At 68.4% G+C, this 18286-nt stretch carries 18 protein-coding genes and 3 pseudogenes; 9 read left to right on the forward strand and 12 right to left on the reverse strand.

The window, feature by feature from the left end:
- The first annotated feature begins 40 nt into the window (after positions 1 to 40).
- From ACHMW8_RS11620 to ACHMW8_RS11630, 3 genes and pseudogenes are all read left to right on the forward strand, one after another.
- Complete coding sequence (locus tag ACHMW8_RS11620; RefSeq protein ID WP_395445635.1) at positions 41 to 742, forward strand: aspartate/glutamate racemase family protein; 702 nt, start codon at positions 41 to 43, stop codon at positions 740 to 742.
- A 53-nt stretch (positions 743 to 795) separates the two neighbouring features.
- Positions 796 to 3141: a GH92 family glycosyl hydrolase gene (locus tag ACHMW8_RS11625; protein ID WP_395445636.1), complete on the forward strand. Its 2346-nt coding sequence runs from the start codon at positions 796 to 798 to the stop codon at positions 3139 to 3141.
- 9 nt (positions 3142 to 3150) lie between these two features.
- A pseudogene (locus ACHMW8_RS11630) lies at positions 3151 to 3249 on the forward strand (hypothetical protein); the annotation flags it as partial.
- Here the strand turns inward: ACHMW8_RS11630 and ACHMW8_RS11635 are convergent.
- On the reverse strand, positions 3241 to 5460 hold the full coding sequence (locus ACHMW8_RS11635; protein WP_395445637.1) for a PBP1A family penicillin-binding protein: 2220 nt from the start codon (positions 5458 to 5460) through the stop codon (positions 3241 to 3243). The pseudogene ACHMW8_RS11630 and the gene ACHMW8_RS11635 overlap by 9 nt on opposite strands.
- 54 nt (positions 5461 to 5514) lie before the next feature.
- Here ACHMW8_RS11635 and ACHMW8_RS11640 point away from each other — a divergent pair, with 54 nt between their 5' ends.
- Complete coding sequence (locus tag ACHMW8_RS11640; protein ID WP_125159159.1) at positions 5515 to 6000, forward strand: YcgN family cysteine cluster protein; 486 nt, start codon at positions 5515 to 5517, stop codon at positions 5998 to 6000.
- An 84-nt stretch (positions 6001 to 6084) separates the two neighbouring features.
- Here ACHMW8_RS11640 and rpmE read toward each other — a convergent pair whose 3' ends face one another.
- Entirely contained in the window at positions 6085 to 6309 is a 225-nt protein-coding gene (gene rpmE / locus ACHMW8_RS11645; protein WP_125159158.1) for a 50S ribosomal protein L31, read from the reverse strand.
- A 124-nt stretch (positions 6310 to 6433) separates the two neighbouring features.
- On the opposite strand from rpmE, the pseudogene ACHMW8_RS11650 reads away from it, so the two are divergent.
- Positions 6434 to 8288 (forward strand): annotated as a pseudogene (locus tag ACHMW8_RS11650) (ABC transporter transmembrane domain-containing protein).
- Here the strand turns inward: ACHMW8_RS11650 and ACHMW8_RS11655 are convergent.
- Together ACHMW8_RS11655 and ACHMW8_RS11660 are read right to left on the reverse strand one after the other, a co-directional pair.
- Positions 8285 to 8524 (reverse strand): DUF2188 domain-containing protein, encoded by a 240-nt coding sequence (locus tag ACHMW8_RS11655; protein ID WP_395445638.1) that lies wholly within the window; start codon positions 8522 to 8524, stop codon positions 8285 to 8287. The pseudogene ACHMW8_RS11650 and the gene ACHMW8_RS11655 overlap by 4 nt on opposite strands.
- A gap of 5 nt (positions 8525 to 8529) precedes the next feature.
- On the reverse strand, positions 8530 to 9000 hold the full coding sequence (locus tag ACHMW8_RS11660) for an iron-containing redox enzyme family protein (protein WP_395445639.1): 471 nt from the start codon (positions 8998 to 9000) through the stop codon (positions 8530 to 8532).
- 31 nt (positions 9001 to 9031) lie between these two features.
- Here ACHMW8_RS11660 and ACHMW8_RS11665 point away from each other — a divergent pair, with 31 nt between their 5' ends.
- Positions 9032 to 9445, forward strand: a complete 414-nt coding sequence (locus ACHMW8_RS11665) for a hypothetical protein (RefSeq protein ID WP_395445640.1) — start codon at positions 9032 to 9034, stop codon at positions 9443 to 9445.
- Between the two features lie 173 nt (positions 9446 to 9618).
- Here the strand turns inward: ACHMW8_RS11665 and ACHMW8_RS11670 are convergent, their stop codons facing one another.
- The 5 genes from ACHMW8_RS11670 to thiE all read right to left on the reverse strand — a co-directional run bounded on the left by ACHMW8_RS11670 (position 9619) and on the right by thiE (position 14332).
- On the reverse strand, positions 9619 to 10932 hold the full coding sequence (locus tag ACHMW8_RS11670; protein ID WP_395445641.1) for a hypothetical protein: 1314 nt from the start codon (positions 10930 to 10932) through the stop codon (positions 9619 to 9621).
- Positions 10933 to 11000: 68 nt separating this feature from the next.
- Positions 11001 to 12071: a glycerophosphodiester phosphodiesterase gene (locus ACHMW8_RS11675; RefSeq protein WP_395445642.1), complete on the reverse strand. Its 1071-nt coding sequence runs from the start codon at positions 12069 to 12071 to the stop codon at positions 11001 to 11003.
- Between the two features lie 68 nt (positions 12072 to 12139).
- Positions 12140 to 12940 (reverse strand): inositol monophosphatase family protein, encoded by an 801-nt coding sequence (locus ACHMW8_RS11680; protein WP_199743587.1) that lies wholly within the window; start codon positions 12938 to 12940, stop codon positions 12140 to 12142.
- Positions 12941 to 13178: 238 nt separating this feature from the next.
- Complete coding sequence (locus tag ACHMW8_RS11685; RefSeq protein ID WP_125159153.1) at positions 13179 to 13601, reverse strand: hypothetical protein; 423 nt, start codon at positions 13599 to 13601, stop codon at positions 13179 to 13181.
- Positions 13602 to 13687: 86 nt separating this feature from the next.
- A complete protein-coding gene (thiE, locus tag ACHMW8_RS11690) occupies positions 13688 to 14332 on the reverse strand; it encodes a thiamine phosphate synthase (RefSeq protein ID WP_395445643.1) in 645 nt (214 codons plus the stop codon).
- A gap of 131 nt (positions 14333 to 14463) precedes the next feature.
- On the opposite strand from thiE, the gene ACHMW8_RS11695 reads away from it, so the two are divergent.
- From ACHMW8_RS11695 to ACHMW8_RS11705, 3 genes and pseudogenes are all read left to right on the forward strand, one after another.
- A complete protein-coding gene (locus ACHMW8_RS11695; RefSeq protein ID WP_099575957.1) occupies positions 14464 to 14649 on the forward strand; it encodes a bacterioferritin-associated ferredoxin in 186 nt (61 codons plus the stop codon).
- Positions 14650 to 14795: 146 nt separating this feature from the next.
- Positions 14796 to 15275: a bacterioferritin gene (gene bfr / locus ACHMW8_RS11700; RefSeq protein ID WP_125159220.1), complete on the forward strand. Its 480-nt coding sequence runs from the start codon at positions 14796 to 14798 to the stop codon at positions 15273 to 15275.
- A 169-nt stretch (positions 15276 to 15444) separates the two neighbouring features.
- A pseudogene (locus ACHMW8_RS11705) lies at positions 15445 to 16021 on the forward strand (tryptophan-rich sensory protein).
- A 149-nt stretch (positions 16022 to 16170) separates the two neighbouring features.
- Here the strand turns inward: ACHMW8_RS11705 and ACHMW8_RS11710 are convergent.
- The 3 genes from ACHMW8_RS11710 to ACHMW8_RS11720 are packed head-to-tail and all read right to left on the reverse strand — an operon-like array spanning position 16171 to position 18189.
- Positions 16171 to 16617, reverse strand: coding sequence for a DoxX family protein (locus tag ACHMW8_RS11710; RefSeq protein ID WP_125159150.1), 447 nt, complete (start codon positions 16615 to 16617; stop codon positions 16171 to 16173).
- Complete coding sequence (locus ACHMW8_RS11715; RefSeq protein WP_125159149.1) at positions 16614 to 17366, reverse strand: DNA-binding domain-containing protein; 753 nt, start codon at positions 17364 to 17366, stop codon at positions 16614 to 16616. The genes ACHMW8_RS11710 and ACHMW8_RS11715 overlap by 4 nt, the downstream gene beginning before the upstream one ends.
- Positions 17359 to 18189: a DUF692 domain-containing protein gene (locus tag ACHMW8_RS11720; RefSeq protein ID WP_125159148.1), complete on the reverse strand. Its 831-nt coding sequence runs from the start codon at positions 18187 to 18189 to the stop codon at positions 17359 to 17361. Before ACHMW8_RS11720 ends, ACHMW8_RS11715 begins: the two co-directional genes overlap by 8 nt.
- Positions 18190 to 18286: the final 97 nt, after the last annotated feature.

An 18286-nucleotide genomic window follows, 5' to 3' on the forward strand; every position in this document is an offset into this window, starting at 1 on the left:
CAGGCTCTCTAGGTCCTCTCCAGACGAGGAGGTGGACCGCATGACCGAACAGGCGCTCATCGGATTGATCGGCGGCATGAGCTGGGAAAGCTCGGCCCAGTACTACCGGCTGATCAACGAGGCCGTGCGCGAGCGCGTGGGCGGTGTCGCCTCGGCCCGGACGCTGATGTGGTCGTTCGACTTCGCCGAGATCGAGCGCCTGCAGCACGCCGGCCGCTGGCCCGAGCTGTCGCGCCGCCTGGCCGACGCCGCCCGGGCGCTGGAGGCGGGCGGGGCCGATTTCCTGGTGCTCTGCACCAACACCATGCACCGCGAGGCCGACGCCATCGAGGCGGCGGTGCGGATCCCGCTGCTGCACATCGCCGACCCGACGGGCGAGGCGATCAAGGCCGCCGGCCTCTCGACCGTGGGCCTGCTGGGCACGGCCTTCACCATGGAGCACGACTTCTATCGCGGCCGGCTCGAGCAGAAGCACGGCCTGACGGTGCTGACCCCGGAGACCGAAGACCGCGCCGCCGTACACCGGATCATCTACGAGGAGCTGGTCGCCGGGCAGGTGATCGACGCCTCGCGCGAGGTCTATAAGGCGGTGATCGCGCGACTGGCGGCGCAGGGCGCCCAGGCGATCATCCTGGGCTGCACCGAGATCATGCTGCTGATCGGCCAGGCCGACAGTCCGGTCCCGGTGTTCGACACCACGGCCCTGCATGCGATGGCGGCGGTGGAGCGGGCGTTGGGATGACAAGTTGAGATGCGCTGCTACGGTGCCCCCGCTCAAGTTGCGGAGTTTCCCGAATGCGCCCCTGTTCAGTGTCGGGCCTCGCCCTGCTCGCCAGCCTCTCGATCCTGGCGGCGACGCCCGTCCTGGCCCAGACCACAACATCCTACGACTCGATAGACCCCTTTATCGGCACGGGCGGCGATGGCCACACCTTCCCCGGCGCGGTCGTGCCGTTCGGCATGGTGCAGCTGAGCCCCGACACCGACATCCTGCCGTTCAAGCAGAGCTATGCCCGCGCGGCCGGTTACCGGTTCGGCGACCCGACCATCCTGGGCTTCTCGCACACCCACTTCTCGGGCGCGGGCCACTCGGACCTCGGCGACATCCTGCTGACCCCGGTCGCCGGCGAGGCCAAGCTGGAGCCGGGCGAGGCCGACAAGCCGGGCTCGGGCTACCGTTCGCGCTACAGCCACGACACCGAGGTCGCCCAGCCGGGCTATTACGCGGTGACCCTCAACGACAGCCGCGTGCGGGCCGAACTGACCGCCGGCCTGCGCACCGGCCTGCACCGCTACACCTTCCAGAAGGGCGACCGCGCCCAGGTGCTGATCGACCTGCGCAGCTCGATCTACAACTATCCGGGCAAGGTGCTGTGGTCGCGTCTGCGGGTGTCGCCGGACGGCGTGGTCACCGGCTATCGCGAGACGCGCGGCTGGGCGCCGGGCCGCAAGCTGTTCTTCGCCGTCAGGTTCGACCGCCCGCTGGTCGGGCAGTCGTTCCGCAACACCGAGAAGGACGTGCCCTATAACGGCTTCGCCCAGCCGGGGCGCACGCCGGAGGACCGGGCCCAGGTCCAGGGCCGCGCCCTGGTCGGGGTGTTCGACTTCGGCCAGATCGACGGGCCGCTGACCGTGAAGGTGGCGCTGTCGTCGGTCAGCGAGGACGGGGCGATCGCCAACCTGGCCAGCGACGAGCCGGGCTTCGACTTCGACGCCCAGCGCGCCCGCGCCAGGACCGCCTGGGAAAAGGCCCTGGGCGCGGTCGACATCGAGGCCCCGGCCCCGATGAAGAAGACGCTCTACACGGCGCTCTACCACACCCTGCTGGCCCCCAGCGTCTATGCCGACGCCGACGGCCGTTACAGGGGCCCCGACGACCAGGTGCACGAGGGCAAGCTGGACGGCCGCCCGTTCACCTTCCACTCGACCTTCTCGCTGTGGGACACCTTCCGGGCCGAGCATCCGTTGCTGACCCTCATCCAGCCGGCCGACTACACCAATGACGTGGTCAACTCGCTGATCGCCTCGCAGAAGGAGAGCCCGTACGGGATCCTGCCGGTCTGGCAGTTCCACGGCCAGGAAACCTGGACGATGATCGGCTACCACGCCGTGCCGGTCATCGCCGACGCCTGGATGAAGGGCATCCGCGGCTATGACGGCAAGGCGGCCCTGGACGCCATGGTCAAGAGCGCCACCTACGCCCCCTATGGCGGCCTCGGCGACTACATGAAGCTGGGCTACGCGCCGATCGACAAGGAGCCGGAAGCCGCCTCCAAGACGGTCGAATACGCCTATGACGACTGGACCATCGCCCGCATGGCCAAGGACATGGGCCAGGACGATGTCGCCAAGACCTTCGAGAAGCGGGCGTCCTACTGGCGCAACAGCTTCGATACGAAGACCGGCTTCCTGCGGGCTCGCAAGAGCGACGGGACCTTCCGCGAGCCGTTCAACCCGACCGCCATCAACTACGGCTCGGACTATACCGAGGGCAACGCCTGGCAATATTCCTGGTTCGCGCCGCAGGACCTGGGCGGGATCGTCAAGACCCTGGGCGGCGACGCGGCGACGGTCAAGAAGCTGGACGCCATGTTCGACTTCGACAATTCGAAGATCGACTATTCGCACGCCGAGGACATCGCCGGCCTGATCGGCCAGTACATCCACGGCAACGAGCCCAGCCACCATGTGGCCTATATGTACAACTACGCCGGCGCCCCATGGCGCACCCAGGCCCGCCTGACCCAGATCATCAAGACCCAGTACAGGCCGACGCCCGACGGCCTGTCGGGCAATGACGACCTGGGCCAGATGTCGGCCTGGTTGATGTTCACCAGCCTGGGCTTCTATCCGGTGACCCCGGCCTCGAACGAATACGCCATCGGCCGGCCGTTCGTGGACAAGGCGGCGCTGAACCTGCCGAACGGCAAGCGCTTCACGGTGCGCGCCGAGGGCACGGCGGACGACAAGCCGTACGTGTCGAAGGTGACGCTGAACGGCAAGCCGCTGACCCGGGCGTTCCTGAAGCACGACGAGATCGTGGCCGGCGGCGAGCTGGTCTTCACGATGAGCGCCACGCCGAACAAGAGCTGGGCGACGAAGGTGGCGGATCGGCCGACGTCGCTGACGGCGTATCGGTAGTTAAACCCAGCTTTTCATCCCGGCCGTGGCGAAGCGGAGAGCCGGGACCCAGGGGCGACCGCACCGCGCCGACCCCTGGGTCCCGGACAAGAATTGGAACTAGTAAGGCAGCCGCTCCGGCGGCGGCGGGGCGGTCGGCGCCATGGTCTCCGCCGCTTTCGCCGCCGCGTCCAGTTCCGAGGCCGCGCGGGCGAACTCGGCCGACAGGGTCTCGTAGTAGCCGTTGCGCGGATCCGGCTCGGTCTGCGGCGCGGGGTCGGGCAGCAGCCAGGCGAAATCGCGGACCGCCAGGGTCTGGTGGGCGGTCATCATGAAGCGGCGCCAGATGCTGGCCGGGATGTCGCCGCCGACCACCTTGTTCATTGGCTTCTCGTCGTCATTTCCGACCCAGACGCCGGTCACATAGTCGGGCGTGAAGCCGACGAACCAGGCGTCGCGCCAGTTCTGGCTGGTGCCGGTCTTGCCCGCCGCCGGACGGCCGAAGGCGGCGCGCTTGGCCGTGCCCTCGGTGACCACCTTCTTCATCATCTTGACCATGATGCTGGCGTGGCCGACGTCGTAGACGCGGCGCTCGGCCTGGGGAGGCTGATGCTGGAATAGCGCCTGGCCGTCCTGGGTGGTGACCGTTTCGATGACATAGGGCTCGATCCGGACGCCGCCCTGCTGGAAGACCTGGAAGCCCGAGGTCAGCTGCAGCAGGCTCACCTCGTACGAGCCCAGGGCCACCGACAGGTCGGGGACGGGCGGCAGGGTGGTGATGCCGAAGCGGCGGACCAGGTCGCCGATCGCCGCGCCGCCGGCCTCCTGGCCCAGCTTCACGGCCACGGTGTTGATCGAGTTGATCAGCGCTCGCTCGACGGTCATCGGACCGCGATAGCCGCCGCTGTAGTTCTCGGGGCTCCAGTCGCCGAACCTGACCGGCTCGTCGACGCGGATGTCGGTGGGCAGCACGCCCTTCTCGACGGCGGCGGCGTAGACGAACGGCTTGAAGGTCGAACCCGGCTGGCGGCGGGCCTGGACGGCTCGGTTGAACGGGCTTTCGCCATAGTCCGTGCCGCCGACCATGGCCCGGATGGCGCCGTCGGCGGACAGCGACAGCAGGGCCGCCTGGCGCGCGCCCGAACGGGTGGTTTCGGTGGCCATGGTCTGGCGCACGACCTCGGCGCCCTCGCGCTGCAGCAGCGGGTCGATGGTCAGGCGCACCACCAGGTCCGGCGCGTTCTGGCCGGCGATCTTCACGGCCTCGGTGGTCGCGTAATCCAGCACCCAGCCGTAGTCGCCCTCGTCCTGCAGGGCCATCGGCGACAGGCGCGGGGTGTCATCCAGCGCGCGGCTTTCCTGCTCGGCGGTGATCCAGCCTTCCTTGCGCATGTTGGCCAGGATCAGCCGCGAGCGGGTCAGGGCGCGCTCCATGTCGTTGGTCAGGGCCAGGCGCGAAGGAGCCTTGGGCAGACTGGCCAGCAGGGCCGCCTCGGACAGGGTGAGCTGGCTGGCGGGCTTGCCGAAATAGGTCTGGGCCGCGCCGTCAACGCCGTAGGTGCCGGCCCCGAAATAGATGCGGTTCAGATAGAGCTCGAGAATCTCGTCCTTGGTCAGGACCTGCTCCAGCCTCCAGGCCAGCAGCATCTCTTGCAGCTTACGCTTGACCACCCGATCCGGAGTGAGGAACAGGCCCTTGGCCAGCTGCTGGGTCAGGGTCGAGGCGCCCTGCTTGGTCTTGCCGCCGCGCCAGTTGACCCAGGCGGCTCGGACGATGCCCTGGGCGTCGATCGGGCCATGTTGGTAGAAACGCCGGTCCTCGGCCGCCAGGAAGGCCTGGGGCACGTAGTTGGGCACCGCCCCCAGGGTGATGCGCTGGCCATAGCGCGGACCGCGCGTGGCGATCACCTGGCCGTTGCGGTCCTCGAAGCGGATGCCGGGCGCGCGGTTGACCGCGAACAGCGCCGAGCGCGAGGGCAGGGGCGGGGTGTCCTTGAGGTACTTCTGCCAGACATAGGCCGCGCCGCCGCCGGCGGCGAGCACGCCAACCAGGAACGAGACCAGCAGCACACCCCAGATCCAGCCCCACTTGCGGGCCTTCTTCTTGGCGGCGCGGTGCTGAAGATCGGCGCGGAAGGGCTCCTCCGGCGGCGGAGGGGGCGGCGGCGGCTGATGGGACGGCGGCGGGGGCGGGGACAGCTGGAACGGATCCCGCAGCGGTTCGGGCTGCGCCCACGGGTCGTGGGGCGGCTCGGGAGGCGCGCCGACGGCCGGCTCCGGCCGGCGTTTGGACGGATCCTTGTCGTCGAATTTGTACGGCGGAAGGGTCCAGTCGTTCACGGTCTGAGTCAGGCTCTATTTGGTCGCCAGGTAAATCGGGTTTAGGACGGCGCCATGACGCCACGCAAACCTTTCTGGGAGACGAAGACGCTCTCCGAGATGACCGTCCCCGAGTGGGAGAGCCTATGCGATGGGTGCGGCCTTTGCTGCCTCGTTCGCTTCGAAGACGAAGATACTGGCGAAATCATCCCCACGCGGGTGCACTGCCAGCTCCTCGACGCGCATCTCTGCCGCTGCAAGGACTATCCGAACCGCAAGAAGACGGTGCCGGACTGCATCAAGCTGACGCCCTACAATATCGAGGATCTGGAGTGGATGCCGCTGTCCTGCGGCTATCGCCGGATCCACGAGGGCAAGGACCTGCCGCGCTGGCACCCGCTGATCACCGGCGATCCGGACAGTCCCCACAAGGCGGGCGTCTCGGTGCGCGACCAGACGGTGTCGGAGCTGAGCTTCAAGGACGCCGAGGACGCCATGGATTTCGTGGCGACCGACCTGATGCGCGATCGCGGGGATGATCCTTACGATCCGGAGGACTGAGGGGCCGTCCAGATACGGAAAAAGCCGGCCCGCAAACGCGGCGCCGGCTTTTCGTCGCCCTTACGGCGAGAAGCTCTAAGCTTCTTACTTCTTGGTGAAGCCGGCGAACTTCGCGTTGAAACGCGAAACGCGGCCGCCGCGGTCCATCAACTGGGCGTTGCCGCCGGTCCACGCCGGGTGGGTGCGCGGATCGATGTCGAGCGCCAGCGTCGCGCCTTCCTTGCCGTAGGTCGAACGGGTTTGATAGTTCGAGCCATCCGTCAGGGTGACGGTGATGAAGTGGTAGTCGGGGTGAATGTCTTGTTTCATGGCGGCGATCCAGTCCGACTAAGCCGGCGAGTGTGAATTGGGTTAAGCGCCCTCCGCGCACGCGCGGGGTGGCCCTCGAAGACGGGCGGCTATAAAGAACCCGCGCGATTTTGGCAAGGGACTGTTGATGACTGACGCGAACGGCGGCGACCAAAAGGCCGAAGGCCGCCCCGGCGCGGGGGCTGAACTGGTCCAGGGCATGGCCGAGGCCAAGGCCCGGCGACCGCGCCGCAAGGACATCCGCCCGCTCGCCCACCTGCTGCCTTTCGTCAAGGCCCACAAGGGCGACGGGATCGCGGCGGGCTTCTTTCTGCTGTTCTCGACGGCCGCGACCCTGGGCCTGACCGCCGCCTTCAAGGAGGTGATCGACCATGGGTTCGCCAGGGGCGAGGGCAGCGAGATCAACAGCGCCTTCGTGGGCCTGGGCGCGGTGGCCATGGTGCTGGCGATCGCCACGGCCTTGCGATTCTTTTTTCATCACTCGCCTGGGCGAGCGGGTCGTGGCCGATGTGCGCCGCGCGCTCTACGGTCACACCCTGGGCCTGGACCAGGAATATTTCCTGAAGACCCGCACGGGCGAGGTGCTGTCGCGCCTGACCACCGACGTCTCGCTGATCGAGCAACTGGTCGGCGCCTCGGCCTCGATCGCCCTGCGCAACATCCTCAGCCTGGTCGGCGGCCTCGGCTACATGGCGGTGGTCTCGCCGAAGCTGGCGGGCTTCATCGTGCTGATGGTGCCGGTGATCCTGGCCCCGATGTTCCTGGTCGGTCGCCGCGTGCGCAAGCTGACCGTCACCGCCCAGGACCGCTTCGCCGACGCCGTCGGTTATGCCGGCGAGAGCCTGGACGCTCTGGAGACGGTGCAGGCCTTTGGCCGCGAGCAGGCCTCCTCGCTGCGCTTCGGCGGCGCGGTAGAAGAGGCCTACAAGGCCTCGGTGCGCCGGATCACCACCCGGGCCAGCATGACCGCCATGGTCATCACCCTGGCCTTCGGCGGCGTCACCCTGCTGCTGTGGACCGGCGCGCGCCTGGTCCTCGCCGGTGAGATGACCGGCGGCACCCTCGCCCAGTTCGCCATGCTGGCGGTGATGGCCGCCGGCGCGATCGGCGCCCTGGGCGAGGTCTGGGGCGACGTCCAGAAGGCCTCCGGGGCGATGGACCGCATCTCCGAACTGTTGAACGCCAAGCCCGACATCGCCGCCCCGCCCGCGCCCAAGGCCCTGCCGGTTCCGGCCCAGGGGGCGATCGCCTTCGAGAACGTGATCTTCGCCTATCCCGGTCGTCCCGATCTGCCGGCCCTGAACGGCTTCGATCTGGCGGTGAAGCCCGGCGAGACGGTCGCCCTGGTCGGCCCCTCGGGCGCCGGCAAGAGCACGGTCCTGCGGCTTCTCTTGAGGTTCTATGACCCTCAGTCCGGGGCGATCCGCCTGGACGGCGTCGACCTGCGCGACGCCGAGCCCTCGGAGGTTCGCGCCCGCATGGCCTTGGTGGGGCAGGATTCGCCGCTCTTTTCGGGTTCGGCCATGGATAACATCCGCTTCGGCCGCGCCGACGCCACCGAGGCCGAGGTCAGGGCCGCCGCCGAGGCCGCCCAGGCCGCTGGTTTCTTGTCCGCCCTGCCACAGGGCTTCGACACCCCGGTCGGCGAGCGCGCCAAGACCCTGTCGGGCGGTCAACGCCAACGCCTGGCCATCGCCCGCGCCCTGGTCCGCCAGGCGCCGATCCTGCTGCTCGACGAAGCCACCAGCGCGCTCGACGCCGAAAGCGAACGCCTTGTCCAGCAGGCCCTCGCCGCCGCCATGGAAGGGCGCACCACCCTGGTCATCGCCCACCGCCTGGCCACCGTGCTGAAGGCCGACCGGATCGTGGTGATGGAAGAGGGGCGCGTGGTCGAACAGGGCACGCACACCGAGCTCTTCGCCAAGGGCGGTCTCTATGCGCGGCTGGCCAGGCTGCAGTTCGGGGTGGAGGCGGCTTAGGCGCCGGCTACGGCTCCGAGAGGCTGCGCCGGATCCTCGAACCACGCTTCGAACGACCGCGCCTCAACCGAGCGGCCATGGATCCGGACCTCGGCTCCGGTCGGCCAGGCGCGGGCCAGGTCGTGGGCTTCGGCCACGGCGCGACGGCGGCCGGTGAAGAACAGCACCTCGCCGGTGTCGCCGATCTTCACGCACCAGCCGCCGTCATAGGGCGAGACCTCGAACAGGCAGGCCATCGATCTTACTCCGCCGCGTAGACCAGAGGATGGGCGTGGGCCCACAGGTGGGCGCGGTAGGTGTCGAAGCACTGCTCGCCGCAGATCAGGCGCATGACCGCACCCTCGGCGATGTACTTGGCGCGCGACGGATCCTCCGACACCAGCGGGACCAGGGCCTCGGCGTTCCAGGCCTTGGAGTGCTCGATGTCCAGCTGGGCGTGCAGGGCGAAGTACTTGCGGGCCTCGGCCGCGACGCCGACCCGCTTGAGGCCGGCGTCGACGCAGGCCACGCGGGTCGGGGCGGTCAGCTCGACCACGCCCAGGGCGCCGATCGACTGCCAGACATAGCGGCGGGTGGTGGCGAAGGCGGTCATGACGTTGGCCAGGCACAGCGACTGCCACAGGGTGGTGTCGATGGTCGGGGTCAGGCCCAGGGTCGCGGTGGTCCGCGTCAGCATCGGGCCATGCATGCCCTTGGCGCCGCCGCGGCCCATCTCGTCCCAGTAGTTGCGGGCCAGCTCGAGCTTGGCGCGGTCGGGGGACCTTGACCTGGGTCAGGGCCACCAGGTCGTCAAAGCCGGCCTCGCCGGCCGCTTCCTGGGTCAGAAACCATTTGAGGTCTTCCAGCGAGGCCTCGCCTTCCAGCCAGTCGAACAGCGGATCCCACTGACCAGGGCCGTGGTCCTTCAGCGCCTCGAACCAGGCGATGAAGCCGTCGGGATCTTGCGGGACGTCCTCGACCAGCGGCGCCACGTGACGGCGGAAGGCCTCGATGAACGCGCCCTCGATGCGGCGCATCCTGATTTCTTCATCCAGCTCCTCGCGCCAGCCCTCGGAAGGCGCGGCCGGGGACAGGCGGACGTGGTTCCAATGGGCCAGGCCCTTGTGCAGAGCCTCGGCGTCGGGGAACCGTGGGCTGAACGCGCCCAGGCGGGATAGTCGTTCGCCACCGTACACGGACACACTCCTTGATCGTAAAGGAGAGATCGCCCGGCGAGGCGACCCCTACGCCGCCAACAGACGGCGGCGAGGGGGCAAACGGCGGCCAGGCGGTTGCGTTCCTGTGTCGACAAAGCGACGCGGCCGAGCGCCAAGCTATTGCACAGGCTTGGCTATTTGCGCAGATCCGCCGGAACGGTCGGCTCGCTGATCACGCGCTCCATGGCCTTCCAGCGCGCGTCCTGGGTCTTGCCGGCCCGATAGACGTAGTCGCGAACCATGTCCTGGCCGATGTTGTAATTGATCACGTACGAGCGATACGTCTCGATGAACGACACCCGCTTCTCGGCCCCCCCGCGCGAATAGAGGGTGTACTTCATCAGCGCCTGGACGGCCTGTTCCTTGGTCATCTTGCCGGAGAGGTACAGGGCCGCGATGGTGTTGCCGCTGCTGGACAGCGCCGCCTTGGCGTCCTGCAACGCGCCATAGGCTTCGGCCGTCTTCGGATCCAGGCCCGCCAGCGGATAGAGCTTGTCGCGCTCGAAATCGGTCTTGGCCTTACCCGGGAACGCCAGCTCGATGCCGAAATTGGCGCTGCCCTCGGCGATGAACGACTGCGGCGAGAACAGCGGATAGACCGAGAACTCCACCCAGCCCTTGCCCTTGGTCAGCTTCTCTTCCAGCAGGGTGTTCAGCACGTGGTGGCCGGGATAGCCCTCGTGGCAGCCCAGATCGAGCGCGCGGCTGATGTAGATCGGCAGGTCGGTGTTGATCTGGATCAGGCTGTGGGCGTCGCCCTTGTACCAGTTGTAGCCGCTCCAGGGCTTCTTGGTCACGAACTCCAGATCGAAGCGCTCGCTGGCCGGCAGCTTGACGTGCTCCTCGGTCTTGGCCTTGCAGGCGGCGATGCCGGCCTGCATCACCGCTTCCACCTTGTCGGTCGGGATCACGTAGCGGTTCTGGAAGGCGTCGACACGGGCGGCCAGATCCCCCTTGCCCGGGACCAGCTTGTCGATGCGGGCCAGGATCGGGTCGTAGCTCTTCAGCGGCTTGATCACCGGGCGGACGCCGAACAGGCCCTGCGCCTCGTCCTCGAAGCTGAACTTGTCGCCGGCGATCATGGCCAGCCGGGTCTGAGCGGCCTTGATCTGGCCCTTCAGGAACAGCTTGCGGCGGCGCTCGTCGGGCGACAGCTGCTTGTCCTTGGCGGCGACCACCAGAGTCATCAGGCGGTCGGCCTCCTTGCGCAGCACGGAGACCGGGCGCGGGGCGGCCTTGGCGGTGTCCATCAGGTGGACCGGGCCGTAATAGGCGTCGACATAGCCGGGCTCCCGCTCGCCGGCCTCCAGGGTCATGCGCACGAAGTCCTCGGCGACGCGGTCCAGCAATTCGCTGGACGCCGTCCGGGCGGGCTGGGCGGCGGCGGTCGAGCCCAGCATGAGCGCGGCGGCGAGGGCGGCCGTGGAGACGATGTGACGGATCTTCATGAGGCTTCCCTTGGGCGTTCGGCCGGCACGCTGCACCGGTCAGGGCCGTCTCCGCAAGAGGCGTCAGGCTAACCCCGCGCGGCGGCCGCCAGTCCCGGGAAGTCGCTGAACACGCCGTCGACGCCCGCCGCGTAAAGCGCCTTGAACACTGGCGCGACGTCGCCGTGCATGGCGAGGAAGGCCGGGTCCGCAGGAGCGCCTTTCCGCAAGCTGGCGGGCAGGAAGTAGTTCTCGGCCCGCACGGTCCAGGGGTGGACCTGCAGGCCCGCGGCGTGGGCGTTCTTGACCATGTCGGTGGCCGGCAACAGGATCTGCTTGTCGTTGGGAACGACCAGGCTCCAGTTCGGCCCCAGACCGTCGGCATAGACCGCGACGTCCTTCAGGCCCTGGGCGGTGATCAGGTCGGCGTATTTGACGTTCGGCAGGTCAGCCGGGCCGCCCTCGCCGTCGACCAGGAACACCAGGCGCGCCGGCGTCTTGGCGCGGAGCTTCTTCAGCGTCCCGACCTCGAAGCACTGCACATAGACCGGCGCGCTGGCCGAGTTCAGGTCCAGCGCCTTCAGCTTGCTGACCAGGCGGTCTTCGGTCGGCAGGCCGATCGAGGCGAAATAGGTCGGGTGCTTCAGCTCGGGATAGACGCCGATCGTGCGGCCGGCGCGCTTGGTTCCTGCCTTGGCGATGGCCACGACCTCCTCGAAGGTCAGGATCTGGGCCTGGCCGTCGAAGGCGGCGCTGGCCGGGCGCAGCTGCGGCAGCCGCTCGCGAGCGCGCAGGGTCTTGATCTCGGCCAGGGTGAAGTCCTCGACGAACCAGCCGGTGACCTGCGCGCCGTCGATGGTCTTGGTCGCCTTGCGGGCGGCGAACTCGGGGCGGCTGGCGACGTCGGTCGTGCCGCCGATCTCGTTCTCGTGGCGGGCCACTAGATGGCCATCCTTGGTCGGGACCAGGTCCGGCTCGATGAAGTCGGCGCCCTGCTCGATGGCGCGCTCGTAGGCCAGGGCGGTGTGCTCGGGGCGCTCGCCGCTGCAGCCGCGGTGGCCGATGACGATGGGCTTCCGGGCTTGGGCGCGGGCGAAGCCGGGAAGCAGCGTGCCGGCGAGTGCGGCGGTGGTCATGGCGCGACGGGTGAGCAGGGTCATGGCGCGCGATTTAGCGCCGGGATGTGACGGTTTGGCGAGGGGTTTGACGCCCTCGCCATCACGAAAAGCTACGCCGCCCGCAGCCGCTCGAGGATCTGCGGATAGAGGTCCTGGTTGCTGGCCAGGATCGACTTGCCCTGCACGACGTCGTGGTCGTTGTCGTCGATCGTGGTGACCTTGCCGCCCGACTCCTGGACCATCAGCACGCCGGCGGCGACGTCCCACGGGTTGAGGTTGCGCTCCCAGTAGGCGTCGAAGCGACCGGCGGCGACCCAGGCCAGGTCCAGGGCGGCGGCGCCGAAGCGGCGGACGCCGGCGACCTTCTGGCTGACCTGGTGCAGCTCTTTCAGGAACTGGCCGTGGCCCGGCTTGCCGGCGAACGGCACGCCCGTGGCCAGGACGCTCTCGTCCAGGTTCCGGCGGGCGGCGACGCGCAGGCGCTTCTCAGCGCCCAGGAAGGCGCCCTTGCCCTTTTCGACCCAGAACAGGTCGTTGGTGATGGGGTTGTAGGTGACGCCGGCGACGACGCCCTCGCCCTCGCGCTGCAGGGCGATGTTGACCGCGAAGTGCGGGATGGCGTGCATGAAGTTGGTGGTGCCGTCCAGCGGGTCGACGATCCAGGTGTGGGTCTTGTCGGTGCCCTCGATCATGCCGCGCTCTTCGCCCAGGAAGCCGTAGCCCGGGCGAGCCTTGGTCAGGATCTCGAACAGGGTCTGTTCGGCCTTGATGTCGGCGTTGGTGACGAAGTCCGCCGCGCCCTTTTTCGAGACCTGCAGTTCCGTGACTTCGCCGAAGTCGCGGGCCAGGCCACGGGCGGCCTTCCGGGCCGCGTCGATCATGACGTTCAGGAGGGCGGAAGGCGTAGCCACGGGCGTGTAATCCTCATGCAATGCCGTCGACGCCTGCCGGAAGGTCCGGCGGCGGAGCGGTAGGTCGACGGTGTGAAAGAACGGGCGCGGAACCTAGTCGTCCACAGGCCCGAAGGCAAGGCGCCGTTGATTCGACAGGGTTAAGCGTCGCGCGGCGGGCGTCTGGCGTCCGTCCGAACGCGATTTCTCGCCATCCTGGGCCGGCCTGCGGCGCCGGTATGGCAAGCCTTCTGATCGCCTAGGGCAGCTCGACCTTCGGCAGGGTGTCCTTGGTTTCGCAGAGCAGCTTGCCGGCCTTGCCGACGGCGCCGGAGATGTCGTCGATCTTGGCTTCCTTGCGCCAGCCCTTGGGCAAGCCCTGAGAGCCGTCGAAGTCCATGCCGAGGTCCATCCACTTGTCGGCCGCGCAGTCGAGCGCGAAGACCAGGATCGGACCCTTGGTGGGCGGCCAGTTCTTGTAGGGGCCGTTGGGCTTGCCCTCGGCGACGCGGGTCACGATCAGCCCGGTGGCCTGGTCCACGCGGGTGAAGTCCGCGTCGTAGTAGGATTTTGTGTCTCCCGGCGCCTGCTTCCAGGTCTCGGCGGTCGCGCCCGTCGAGAGCAGGGCCGTCGAAAGGGCCAGGGCCGTAACGCTAAGCAAACACACTTCGAGTCGCTTCATCGGCGTCCTCCCCATTTATCGTTGTTCGCTAACGGGGAAGCTATGCCTGTGTGCGGCGCGTCACAAGCGAACGTCGTTATTTCGCCTTATTCGCGCTCGGCGAGACCCTTGGCGATGGCGCCGTTCAGCGCGGCGACGGCCGCGTCCGGACCTTCCGGATAGGCCCAGACCCCGGCCGAGACGGCCAGGAAGTCGGCGCCGGCCGTGGCCAGGGGCGCGGCGTTGGCGGCGGTGATCCCGCCGATGGCCACGCACGGGGTCTCCATGGTCTCCTGCCAGATGGTCAGGATCTCGGGTTCGGCGGTGGTTGGGGCGTCCTTGGTCGTCGTCGGGAAAAAGGCCCCGAACGCCACATAGTCGGCCCCGGCCTCCGAGGCTTCCATGGCCAGGTGCCGGCTGTCATGGCAGGTGACGCCGACCATCCGCTGGCCCATCAGCTTGCGCGCGTCCTTCAGGGCCATGTCCGACTGGCCGACGTGGACGCCGTCGACCGGCAGGCGGGCGGCGAGATCGGGGCGGTCGTTGAGGATTACGGCGACGTCGTGGGCCTGGGCGATCGGCGACAGGGTCTCGACGGCGGCGGCGATAACCTCGTCCGGGGCGTCCTTCAGGCGGATCTGCAGGGCGGCGACATCGCCGCCTTCCAGGGCCTTGGCCAGCTGGCGGCCGAAGGCGGTCAGGTCGGCCAGGGAGGGCGGGGTGATCAGATAGAGGCGGCAGGCGAGCGTCATGGGCTGGGCTTTAAGCCAATTCGGGCCGCCCCGCGACACCTCGCCACCGCTAACCGTAGTGAGAGTCAGTTGCAAAACATGCTGTGAGCGTCTAGATGAGAATGACACTCAATCGGGTAGGGCGTTCTTCCTTGTACGTCTGCAACTGTAACGGCATCCGCGAGCGCGAAGTGCGCGCCGCCATCGACGCTGGCGCCACGCGCCCGGCGGACATCTTCCGTCACAAGGGTTGCCAGGCCCAGTGCGCCAAGTGCGTCTGCGAGATGCGCCAGATGATCCAGGACAATCGCGAAGCGCTCGCCTTCGCGGCCGAGTAACGGCCTGAACGCCAGCAAATTCAGGGATCCGCCCGGCGTTCACGCGGATTTCCGTGAGAGCGCGAGACACTCGCACATATTCAGGTTGAAGCCGGTTTCGGCTTGCCCAGGTTCCGGCCGAACATGTGAACTTCAAGGAGGCCGCCATGCAGGGCGATCCCGGCATTATCCGACTGCTCAACGCGGTGCTCACCAACGAGCTGACGGCGGTCAACCAGTACTTCCTGCACGCGCGGATGTACGACAACTGGGGCTTCAAGCGCCTCGGCAAGATCACCTATGACGAATCGATCGGCGAGATGAAGCACGCCGACAAGCTGATCAACCGCATCCTGTTCCTGGAAGGGCTGCCGAACCTCCAGGACCTGCACAAGCTGAAGATCGGCGAGACCGTGCCGGAATGCCTGGCCAGCGATCTGGCCGTGGAGGTCGGCGGCCGCGAGACCCTGATCCCCGGCATTGTCCAGTGCGAGCAGGCCCGCGACTATGTCAGCCGCGAACTGCTGCGCGAAATCCTCAGCGACACCGAGGAGCATATCGACTTCCTCGAGATGCAGCTGGGCCTGGTCAAGGCGCTGGGCGAGCAGAACTACCTGCAGTCGGCGGTGGGAGAGCTGCCGGCCTAAACCCCTGTTCGCGTTCGGGTCTCGGACGACAATCGGTCGCACGAGACCCGAACGGGTTTTAGCTGGCGCGCGGCGCGGATCAGGCCATCATGGGTCGGGGTCCCGGTTGCGCTGGAACCAAGGTTCAGCTGGGCTGTTTGACCTTGCGAGTTCACGAGGGAGTCCCGCCATGCATGTCGCCAACGGAAAGTCGCGGGAACGCGCCCTGGCTGGACGCGAGGCGTTCGAGCTGGAAAGGCGGGAAGGCCTTCATCCTGCGGCGCAGATCGGCGTCGGCGCGGCCCTGGCCGGCGGCGCGATCATCGCGGCCATGGTGATGGGCCGCCGTCATGAGCGGGTGCTGGACGACGAGATGTACGCCGTCGAGTTCGCCGAGATGCACGAACCGGTGGCTCACCAGCCCAAGCCGCTGACCAGCCTGCTTCTGCCGCCGCTGTTCATCGCCATGACCCTGTCGGGCCTGCGCACCTGGAACGCCCCGGCCAGCCCCGCCCGCACCCGCGCCCTGACGATCTGGAGCCTGGTGCAGGGCTTCAACGCCCTGTGGTTGGGCCTGGGCGCCAAGCGCGTCGGCGGACAGCTGGGCGCGGCGACGGCCTCTCTGGCGGCTTCGGCGGCCTATGCGATCGAGGCCCGCAAGGTCGGCGGCGGGGTCGCCCCCCGACTTCGGCTGGATCGGCATCGCCAACGCCCTGACCTCGCAGCTGTGGCGCAAGCCCGTGCCGCGCATGCCGACGATTCATTGAGCCCCAGCATCCGTTCTCCCTCGCGAAAGCGGGGGCCCAGATGCAAGAGCGCCCGCGTTCCGGAGAGGATCGCGGGCGTTTTTGCATGCGCCTCACAGCCCTGCGATCTGGGTCCAGGCTTTCGCCGGGAAGATCGGGTGCGAGGAAGCTCAAGCGATCTTCAGCGCTTGGTCCAGGCTGAACCGCCCGCCGCCGCGCGCGATCAGGAGCAGCAGCAGGCCCGCCCACGACAGGTGGGTCGGCCAGGCGTCGGGATAGACGAAGATCTCGATCACCGCCGTCATGCCCAGGAAGGCCAGGGCCGACAGTCGGGTGAACAACCCCACAACCAGCAGGATCGAGAACAGGTGCTCCGAATAGGTCGCCGCGTGCGCCGCCACGTCGGGCGACAGCAGCGGCACGTGATATTCGGTCTCGAACAGGGAATAGGTGCTGTCCTTGATGTGCAGCAGCCCGTCGACCTTGGTGCGGCCAGACTGAAAGAAGATCGCCGCCACGCCGAGGCGGGCGACAAGGGCCAGGACGTCCTCGGTCAGAACCTTGCCGGCGATCCGGGCGAAGGCGTCGAAAGGCGCGCGGAGGGCGACAGCGGTCATCGGTCGATATCCAGGAAGACGCCGTCGGCGATCAGGCCCGCGAACAGCGGGGCGAGGTCGGCGGCGGGATGGGCGGTCAGGACGCGTTCGGCGGCCTGGGCGGTGGTCTGGCCTTCGCGACAGGCGCGAAGGAATTCGGTTTCGGCCTCACCGATTACGCGATGCCGGACCGCGCCGTGGGCGCGGACGCAGAGCAGCGCTTCGGCTTGGTCGGAGAGTTCGAGGCCGTCATGGCCCGCGCGCGCCGATGACCACAGGCTGGGCAGGCCGGCATCGAAGGCGGCGAAGCGGACGCTGGGGTGCAGGGCGAGCCGCGTCTCGGCCAGGGCCTCGGGCGGCAAGGCGGCCAGCGCCCCGGCGGTCAGGGCCGCCGCCTCGGCGGCGAACAGGGCCTCGGTCCACAGGCGGTCCAGATGGGCGACGCCGACCAGATAGGGCAGGTCCTGGGCCGGCGGGAAGCGTTCGAGCCAGGCGGGAAAGTCCTTGCCATAGTCCAGGAGGGTCGCGCCGGTCGGCGGCGCCTCACGCGCAAAAAGCGCGGCGGCGGCGCGGAACCAGTCCTCGCCGACCATCGACAGCACGGTCGGGAAATTGGCGGCCAGGGCGTCGACGCAGCCCTTGGCGATGGTGTTGCGATAGACCGACAGCCCGGCCTCGCCGGCGTCGGGCGCGAGCCAGGGCGACAGCGCCGAGCGCTCGCCACCGAGGGCCGCGACGAAGGCGTCCTGGAAGTCCAGCAGCTCAGGCATGAGCCTTCTCCAGGACAGGCTCCAGCATGGCGGCGGCGCGGTCGCGCTCGGCCATCAGCGTCGCGAAGTCGGGTATATCATCGTCGCGCTCGATCAGGGTCGGGCGCGGGCCGATTCGGTCGATCAGCCGGCGATAGAGCGTCCAGACGGGCTCGGCCACCGGCGCGCCGTGGGTGTCGATCAGCAGATCAGAGCCGCCTTCATCGGGCGCGTGGCCGGCCAGGTGAATCTCGCCGATCGCTTCGGCCGGCAGGGCGTCCAGATAGGTTTCGGCGCGGTAGCCGAGGTTGCTGGCGCTGACGAAGACGTTGTTGACGTCGACCAGCAGGCCGCAGCCGGTTTGGGCGACCAGGGCCTTCAGGAAGTCGACCTCGTCAAGGTCGTGGCCGGTCAGGGGCAGATAGAGCGACGGGTTCTCGATCAGCACCTTGCGGCCCAGGGCGTCCTGCATGCGGCCGACATTGGCGGCGATGCGGGCGAGGGCGGCGTGGGTGCGCGGAAAGGGCAGGAGATCGGGCTGGTGCTGGCCCCGATGCGTCGACCAGGCCAGGTGCTCGGAGACGACGAACGGCTCGAACCGGTCGACCAGCCGCTTGAGGGCGGCCAGGTGCTCGCGGTCCGGATCGGCGTCGGCGGCCAGGGACAGGCCCACCCCGTGCAGCGACAGCGGACGGCGTTCGCGGATGGCTTCCAGCGCCGCCAGACGCGGGCCGCCGGCCGACATGTAGTTCTCGGGATGGACCTCGAACCACAGCCCCTCGGCGTCGCACGTCAGGGCTTCGTCGTAGTGCTGGGGCTTGAGGCCGAGGCCGGCGGTGATCATGGGCGTTTCCGATAGCGGCTTACCTACCCCCTCCGCGCTTCGCGCTCCTCCCCGGAGGGGGAAGAGGGCCGTGGATCCGGAGGGGGCAAGTGATCGT

The sequence above is a fragment of the Caulobacter sp. UC70_42 genome (genome assembly GCF_044056025.1).
In the GTDB taxonomy this organism is placed as follows: Bacteria; Pseudomonadota; Alphaproteobacteria; order Caulobacterales; family Caulobacteraceae; genus Caulobacter.

What these genes read in the sequence shown, in the direction of transcription:
- ACHMW8_RS11620 (WP_395445635.1), top strand. Translation starts at nt 41, where the DNA reads ATGACCGAACAGGCGCTCATCGGATTGATCGGCGGCATGAGCTGGGAA.
- ACHMW8_RS11625 (WP_395445636.1), top strand. Translation starts at nt 796, where the DNA reads ATGCGCCCCTGTTCAGTGTCGGGCCTCGCCCTGCTCGCCAGCCTCTCG.
- ACHMW8_RS11640 (WP_125159159.1), top strand. Translation starts at nt 5,515, where the DNA reads ATGACGCCACGCAAACCTTTCTGGGAGACGAAGACGCTCTCCGAGATG.
- rpmE (WP_125159158.1), bottom strand. Translation starts at nt 6,309, where the DNA reads ATGAAACAAGACATTCACCCCGACTACCACTTCATCACCGTCACCCTG.
- ACHMW8_RS11655 (WP_395445638.1), bottom strand. Translation starts at nt 8,524, where the DNA reads ATGGCCTGCCTGTTCGAGGTCTCGCCCTATGACGGCGGCTGGTGCGTG.
- ACHMW8_RS11660 (WP_395445639.1), bottom strand. Translation starts at nt 9,000, where the DNA reads ATGGGCCGCGGCGGCGCCAAGGGCATGCATGGCCCGATGCTGACGCGG.
- ACHMW8_RS11670 (WP_395445641.1), bottom strand. Translation starts at nt 10,932, where the DNA reads ATGAAGATCCGTCACATCGTCTCCACGGCCGCCCTCGCCGCCGCGCTC.
- ACHMW8_RS11675 (WP_395445642.1), bottom strand. Translation starts at nt 12,071, where the DNA reads ATGACCCTGCTCACCCGTCGCGCCATGACCACCGCCGCACTCGCCGGC.
- ACHMW8_RS11685 (WP_125159153.1), bottom strand. Translation starts at nt 13,601, where the DNA reads ATGAAGCGACTCGAAGTGTGTTTGCTTAGCGTTACGGCCCTGGCCCTT.
- thiE (WP_395445643.1), bottom strand. Translation starts at nt 14,332, where the DNA reads ATGACGCTCGCCTGCCGCCTCTATCTGATCACCCCGCCCTCCCTGGCC.
- bfr (WP_125159220.1), top strand. Translation starts at nt 14,796, where the DNA reads ATGCAGGGCGATCCCGGCATTATCCGACTGCTCAACGCGGTGCTCACC.
- ACHMW8_RS11710 (WP_125159150.1), bottom strand. Translation starts at nt 16,617, where the DNA reads ATGACCGCTGTCGCCCTCCGCGCGCCTTTCGACGCCTTCGCCCGGATC.
- ACHMW8_RS11715 (WP_125159149.1), bottom strand. Translation starts at nt 17,366, where the DNA reads ATGCCTGAGCTGCTGGACTTCCAGGACGCCTTCGTCGCGGCCCTCGGT.
- ACHMW8_RS11720 (WP_125159148.1), bottom strand. Translation starts at nt 18,189, where the DNA reads ATGATCACCGCCGGCCTCGGCCTCAAGCCCCAGCACTACGACGAAGCC.